Source organism: Streptomyces sp. NPDC059900 (assembly GCF_050270335.1).
In the GTDB taxonomy this organism is placed as follows: Bacteria; Actinomycetota; Actinomycetes; order Streptomycetales; family Streptomycetaceae; genus Streptomyces.
The window spans coordinates 1-6349 of the sequence record NZ_JBNNJZ010000478.1; the positions used below are offsets into that span (position 1 = coordinate 1).

A 6349-nucleotide genomic window follows, 5' to 3' on the forward strand; every position below is an offset into this window, starting at 1 on the left:
CAGCCCGACTGGTACATGGGCTTCTCCGAGGGCCTGATCCGTGTGATGCCGGGCTGGGAGATCAACCTGTGGGGCCACACGCTCGTCCTGGGCGTGTTCATCCCGCTGATCATCTTCCCGCTGGTCCTGGTCGCGATCGCGGTCTACCCGTTCATCGAGTCCTGGGTCACCGGCGACAAGCGCGAGCACCACATCCTGGACCGCCCGCGCAACGTCCCGACCCGTACGGGCTTCGGTGTCGCGTGGATCACCTGGTACATGGTGCTGCTCATCGGTGGCGGCAACGACCTCTGGGCCACGCACTTCCACCTGTCGATCAACTCGATCACCTGGTTCGTGCGCATCGCGTTCTTCGTGGCGCCGGTCATCGCGTTCGTCGTCACCAAGCGGATCTGCCTGGGTCTGCAGCGGCGCGACAAGGACAAGGTCCTGCACGGCCGCGAGTCGGGCATCATCAAGCGCCTGCCGCACGGTGAGTTCATCGAGGTCCACGAGCCGCTGGGCCAGGAGCAGCTGCACACGCTCACCGCGCACGAGCAGTACGCGCCGGTCGAGATCGGCCCCTCGGTCGACGAGAACGGCGTCGAGCGCAAGGTGTCCGGTTCGCAGAAGCTGCGGGCCAAGCTCTCCAAGGGCTACTACGGGGAGGACAACCAGATCCCCAAGCCCACCACCGAGGAGTACAAGGAGATCACCAGCGGCCACGGCCACCACTGATCGACTGAAGCTCTGACGACAAGGTCGCCACGGCAAGAGCCCCGTCCCGTGCATCCAGTGCATGGACGGGGCTCTTTGCCGTCCTGCGGGCTGGATAAGGTGTTCCTGTCCTATGGCTGAACGAACCCAGGAGCGGCAGATGAGCGCTGTGACCCCCGCAGGAGGCAACACCGCGGCGGCCCGTTCCTGGCCCGGTGTACTGAACGGGCTGCTCGAAGGGCGCGACCAGAGCGCGGCGGACACGGCCTGGGCGATGGACCGCATCATGCGGGGCGAGGCGACCGACGCGCAGATCGCGGGCTTCATGGTCGCGCTGCGGGCCAAGGGCGAGACCGTGGAGGAGATCTCCGGCCTCGTCCAGACGATGTACGAGCACGCCAATGTCATCGAGGTGCCGGGGCAGACCGTCGACATCGTCGGCACCGGTGGTGACGGCGCCAAGACCGTCAACATCTCCACGATGTCCGCGATCGTGGCCGCCGGCGCGGGTGCGAAGGTCGTCAAGCACGGCAACCGCGCCGCCTCCAGCGCGTCGGGCGCCTCCGACGTCCTGGAGAAGCTCGGGGTGAACCTGGAGCTGCCGCTGAAGCGGGTCGTGGAGGTGGCCGACGAAGCCGGGATCACGTTCTGCTTCGCCGTGAAGTTCCACCCGGCGCTGCGGCACGCCGGCGCGGCGCGCAGCCAGCTGGGCATCAGGACCGTCTTCAACGCCCTGGGGCCGCTCACCAACCCGGCCAGGGTGCGGGCCCAGGCGGTCGGTGTCGCCGACGCGCGGATGGCGCCGATCGTGGCGGGGGTCTTCGCCGAGCGCGGGCACTCCTCCCTCGTCTTCCGCGGTGACGACGGGCTCGACGAGCTGACGACCACCTCGACCTCGCGGGTCTGGGTCGTACGGGACGGCGCCGTGCGCGAGGAGCCCTTCGACCCGCGGGACGTCGGCATCGACCTCGTCCCCGTCGAGGCCCTGCGGGGCGCCGACGCCTCGTACAACGCCGAGGTCGCGCTGCGGCTCCTGGACGGCGAGAGCGGTCCCGTGCGGGACGCCGTGCTGCTCAACACGGCGGCGGCCCTGGTGGCCCGTACGCCGGGCGAGGGGGCCCTCGTGGAGCAGATCGGCGCCGGTATCGCGCAGGCCGCCGAGTCGATCGACTCCGGGGCCGCGAAGAAGGCCCTGGAGCGCTGGGTGGCGGCCAGCAACAGGTGAGTGTGGCGCACACCGCAGTCCGGATGCCGGACTGCGGTGTGCACCGGGAAGATCGTGTGGCAGGATGCTGCACAGGTCATGAGTGACAGCGATTAAGCCCCGGCTCGCTGTCCGGCAACCCTCCGTCCGTGGCGGGGTGCCCCGGGTGAAGACCAGGCCGTACGCAGCAAGGCGTATGGCAAGCGCGGACCCCTGCGAACACCCTGGGGTCCTGGTCCTCAAGGGAGCAGTCTCGTGAGCAAGCGAATGCGATAGGGCCTCCGGCCCCGTTCGCAGTACCCCCTCCGCCCGGCCAAGAGCGCCGCGCGTCGAGGCAACACCCGTACGCGGAGCAGCAGTTGTGCTGCCGCACGGGATCTTACGCAGCTGTTCCGTCTTGCTCGCAGGGAGATTTCGCCATGTCCGCACGCCCCGCCACCGCCACCGCCGAGCTGACCGCCACCGCCGAGGTCACCGCCACCGAGTCCGCAGACCCCTGCTGTGCCGCCCCGCTGCCCGTCCTCGGCCGTGACGTCACCGTGCCGCTCGTCACCGGCGGCGAGGTGACCTACGCGGCGCTCGACTACGCGGCGAGCGCCCCGGCACTCCAGCGGGTGTGGGACGACGTGGCCGCGTACGCGCCGTACTACGGCAGCGTGCACCGCGGTGCCGGGTACCTCTCGCAGCTCTCCACCGACCTCTTCGAGAACAGCCGGGTCACCGTCGCCGAGTTCCTCGGCTGCCGCGAGAGCGACCAGGTCGTCTTCACGCGTTCGACCACCGACTCGCTGAATCTCCTGGCCGCGGCGCTGCCCGCCGACTGCCAGGTCTTCGTCTTCGAGACCGAGCACCACGCATCGCTGCTGCCCTGGCGCGACGCCCGCGTGACGTACCTGAACGCGCCGCGCACCGCCGGGCAGGCCGTCGAGACCCTGGAGCGCGCCCTCGCCGACCGCGACCCCTACGGGCCCGCCCTGGTCTGCGTGACCGGCGCCTCGAACGTCACCGGTGAGCTGTGGCCGGTCAGGGAGCTCGCCGCCGCCGCCCACGCGCACGGTGCTCGCATCGTCCTGGACGCCGCGCAGCTCGCGCCCCACCACCCCGTCTCGATCAGCGAGCTCGACGTCGACTGGGTCGCCTTCTCCGGCCACAAGCTGTACGCGCCCTTCGGCTCCGGCGTCCTCGCGGGCCGCTCCGACTGGCTCCAGGCGGCCGAGCCCTACCTCGCGGGCGGCGGCGCCTCGCGCAAGGTCGCGCGGCGCCCCAAGGAAGCAGGCGGCGGCGTGGACGTCGAGTGGCACGACACCGCCGCGCGGCACGAGGCCGGTTCGCCGAACGTCATCGGCGTGTACTCGATCGCCTCCGCCTGCAAGGCGCTGACCGAGGCCGGCTTCGACGCGCTCGTCGCCCGTGAGAACCAGCTCATCGCCAAGGTGCGCGAGGGCCTGGCCGAGGTGCCCGCCGTCAAGGTGCTCTCGCTCTTCGGCGACGACGCGCCGCGCGTCGGCGTCATCTCCTTCGTCGTCGACGGCTGGAACAGCTCGCACTTCGCCGCCGCGCTCTCCGCCGAGTACGGCATCGGCGTACGCGACGGCCTGTTCTGCGCCCACCCGCTGGTGCGCACCCTGCTCGGCAGCGACCCGCAGACCCAGGGGGAGTGCGGTGCCCCCGAGGCCGCGCCCGGCGAGAAGTCCCTGAACGCGATCCGGGTCAGCTTCGGCGCGGGCACCCCCGACGAGCACGTGGAGCGCTTCGTGCGCGCCGTCAAGGAGCTGGTGGCGGACGGCGCGCGCTGGAACTACCGCACCGAGGACGGGCGCTGCGTGCCGGACACCAACGCCGCCTGAGCCTTGCTCGTCCTGCCCTCCCGTCCTTTCAGACGTGCCCCCAGAACGATCATCCGCAGCGCACGCTCGGTCGCGTCGGTGAGGAACTCGCCGCCCCGCCCCAGCGCCTCGGTCAGCGAGACCGGCGCGGGCAGGATCGAGCTGTAGGCGTCCACGCCCACCGCCCGTACGTGGTGGGCACCCTGGCCGATCGTGCCCGCGAGGACCAGGACGGGACGGCCGAACCGCTTGGCGCGCCGGGCCACTTCGGCGGGGACCTTGCCGCGCGGCGTCTGGTGGTCGAGGGCGCCCTCGGCGGTGATGACCAGGTCGGCGCGGGCAAGGCGCGCGTCCAGGTCCAGGTGGCCGAGCAGGACGTCGAAGCGGGGCAGGAGCCGGGCGCCGAGCGCCGCGAGACCGGCTCCCAGGCCTCCGGACGCGCCGGTTCCGGGGCCGAGGGCGAGGTCCGTCGTGGCGCGCAGGTCGCGGGTCAGGACGTGTGCCCAGCGGTCGAGAGCCGCCGCGAGCTGTTCGACCTGCGCGGCAGTGGCGCCCTTCTGCGGTCCGAAGACGCGGGCCACGCCGCGCTCGCCGGTCAGGACGTTGAAGGGGTTGCAGGCGACGCGGATCTCGGCGTCCTTCAGGCGCGGGTCAAGGCCCGAGGGGTCGATGCGGCTCAGGCGGGTCAGCTCCCGGCCGCCGCGCGGGAGTTCCCAGCCGTCCGCGTCCAGGAGCCGGGCGCCGAGCGCTTGCAGGGCCCCCGCGCCGCCGTCCGACGTGCCGGAGTCCCCGCAGCCCACCAGGACGCGGCGGGCGCCCGCGTCCAGCGCGGCGCCGATCAGCTCGCCGACGCCGTACGTCGTGGTGGCACCGGGGTCGCGCAGATCGCGGGGGACCAGCGAGAGTCCGGCCACTGCGGCCATCTCGACGACCGCCGTGCCGTCCGGCAGGAGCGCGAAGTGCGTGCCGATCCGCTGCCCGACGGGGCCGGTGGCGGGCAGCGCGACCAGGCGCCCTCCGCCGGTGGCGGCCAGGGCTCGGGCGGTGCCTTCGCCGCCGTCCACCAGGGGGATCAGATCGGTGTCGGCGTGCGGGACGACACGGCGTACTCCTTCGGCGATCGCCTCGGCCGCGGACTGCGCGGACAGGGACTCCTTGAAGCCGCTGGGGGCGATGGCGAAACGGGTCAGCATGGGGTCTCCAGTGCGGGCGGGATCAGCGGACGGGCACGCCGAGCAGCGGCCAGAGCGTGACGGCGAAGAGCAGGACGAGGGCGGCGGTCAGGGGTGCCAGGACCGCGGAGAGGCGCAGCAGGTCGCGCGGGGTGTAGGTGGGGGTGCCGGGGATGTCGGCGAAGAGCGTGACGGGCTTCGCGGACGCGGGCAGGGTGTGGCAGAAGCCGGCGGCGGCCGTGGAGGCCAGGGCCGCCGCGACCGGGTTGACGCCCGCGCCGACCGCCGCCGCGACGACCAGCGGGACCAGGACGGACGAGCGGGCCGAGCGGGACTGGAGGACCAGGTGCGCGGCCGTGCTGACCGCCACGACGAGGGCAAGGAAGAGCCAGGGCGGCACATCGAGGGGAACCCCGCCCACCAGCCACTTCGCCGCCCCCGAATCGGCGAGCGCGACGCCCATCGCCATCGTCGCCGCCATGAAGAGCAGCAGCGCCCACGGCACGGTCTTGAGCGCGTCCTTCAGACGTACGGTGCCCAGGGCGGGGGAGGAGGCGACGACCGCGCCGATCAGCGCGACCACCGCGGGCGGCACCTGGTGAAGGGGCTCGCTGCACCAGAGTGCGACGACCGTGGCCAGGAGGAGGGCGCAGCGGGTCTCGGCTGGCTCCCAGGCTCCGGAGACCGGCTGCTCGCTGTGCTCCTGGAGTTGCTCGACGGTGATGTGGACGGGGCCCTTGCGGTCCGCCCGCCGCGTCGTCGTCAGGAGGACGGCCTCCGCCGCCAGGTGGGAGGAGGCGATGGCGAGCGGCAGGCCGAGCAGCATCCACTGGGTGAAGCCGATCCGGTCCCCGGTGGCCTCCCACAGCACGGACACCGTGATCAGATGTGCGCCCGCGCCGATCAGAGTGGCGACCGCGGACAGAAGGATCACGGTCGGAAACAGCAGCGCCAGCATCACGACCAGTCGCTTCCGGTCTGCGAGGACCTTGGCGAGCGCGAGGAAGACGGGCAGGGCGAGCGCGGCGCGGCCCGACGTGGCGGGTACCGCGAACGCCGTCACGACCAGGGCGGCCGTGGTCAGATGCGTCAACTGCCGTACGGTGCGTGCCCCGCTGACGAGGAAGGCCGCCGCCCGGCCCGCGAGACCGCTGCGGGCGACCGCGGCAGCCAGCACGAAGGCGCAGATGAGCAGCCAGACCGTCTCGTCGCCGAGGGTGCCGAAGAGCGTGTCGCTGCTGATCACCCCGGTCGCGGTGAGCGCGAGCCCGGCGCCGAGCGCGATGTACGTGTCGTCGATCGGCGTACCGATCCACGCGCAGGTCGCCAGGGCGAACACGCCGAGGGTGAGCCGCGCGTCGCCGCTCAGGCCGGGGAAGTTGCCGGGCACCAGGAGCAGCGCGCACAGGCTGAGCGCGACGCACAGGGTGACGGCTTGGCGGAGATTCAGG

4 protein-coding genes, 1 pseudogene and 1 riboswitch are annotated in these 6349 nt (G+C 72.3%); of the genes and pseudogenes, 3 read left to right on the top strand and 2 right to left on the bottom strand.

Going from position 1 to position 6349, the window contains the following annotated elements; all coding sequences use genetic code 11:
• From ACQKIP_RS36680 to ACQKIP_RS36690, 3 genes and pseudogenes are all read left to right on the top strand, one after another.
• Nucleotides 1-717 (top strand): annotated as a pseudogene (locus tag ACQKIP_RS36680) (ubiquinol-cytochrome c reductase cytochrome b subunit); the annotation flags it as partial.
• 139 nt (nucleotides 718-856) lie between these two features.
• Nucleotides 857-1921: an anthranilate phosphoribosyltransferase gene (gene trpD, locus ACQKIP_RS36685; protein WP_365852697.1), complete on the top strand. Its 1065-nt coding sequence runs from the start codon at nucleotides 857-859 to the stop codon at nucleotides 1919-1921.
• Between the two features lie 74 nt (nucleotides 1922-1995).
• Nucleotides 1996-2112: riboswitch (SAM riboswitch) on the top strand.
• A 207-nt stretch (nucleotides 2113-2319) separates the two neighbouring features.
• The gene (locus ACQKIP_RS36690; RefSeq protein WP_365852699.1) at nucleotides 2320-3747 is read left to right on the top strand and encodes an aminotransferase class V-fold PLP-dependent enzyme; all 1428 of its coding nucleotides are present in this window, start codon (nucleotides 2320-2322) and stop codon (nucleotides 3745-3747) included.
• On the opposite strand, the gene ACQKIP_RS36695 is transcribed toward ACQKIP_RS36690, so the two are convergent.
• Together ACQKIP_RS36695 and ACQKIP_RS36700 are read right to left on the bottom strand one after the other, a co-directional pair.
• Complete coding sequence (locus tag ACQKIP_RS36695) at nucleotides 3699-4919, bottom strand: glycerate kinase family protein (protein ID WP_365852701.1); 1221 nt, start codon at nucleotides 4917-4919, stop codon at nucleotides 3699-3701. The genes ACQKIP_RS36690 and ACQKIP_RS36695 overlap by 49 nt on opposite strands.
• A 22-nt stretch (nucleotides 4920-4941) precedes the next feature.
• Nucleotides 4942-6348 carry an SLC13 family permease gene (locus ACQKIP_RS36700; RefSeq protein ID WP_427745131.1) on the bottom strand — a complete coding sequence of 469 codons (1407 nt, stop codon included), beginning with the start codon at nucleotides 6346-6348 and terminating at the stop codon, nucleotides 4942-4944.
• Nucleotide 6349: the final 1 nt, after the last annotated feature.

Excerpts from the sequence above, each read along its gene's own strand:
- ACQKIP_RS36690 (WP_365852699.1), top strand. The coding sequence starts at position 2,320 with ATGTCCGCACGCCCCGCCACCGCCACCGCCGAGCTGACCGCCACCGCC.
- trpD (WP_365852697.1), top strand. The coding sequence starts at position 857 with ATGAGCGCTGTGACCCCCGCAGGAGGCAACACCGCGGCGGCCCGTTCC.
- ACQKIP_RS36695 (WP_365852701.1), bottom strand. The coding sequence starts at position 4,919 with ATGCTGACCCGTTTCGCCATCGCCCCCAGCGGCTTCAAGGAGTCCCTG.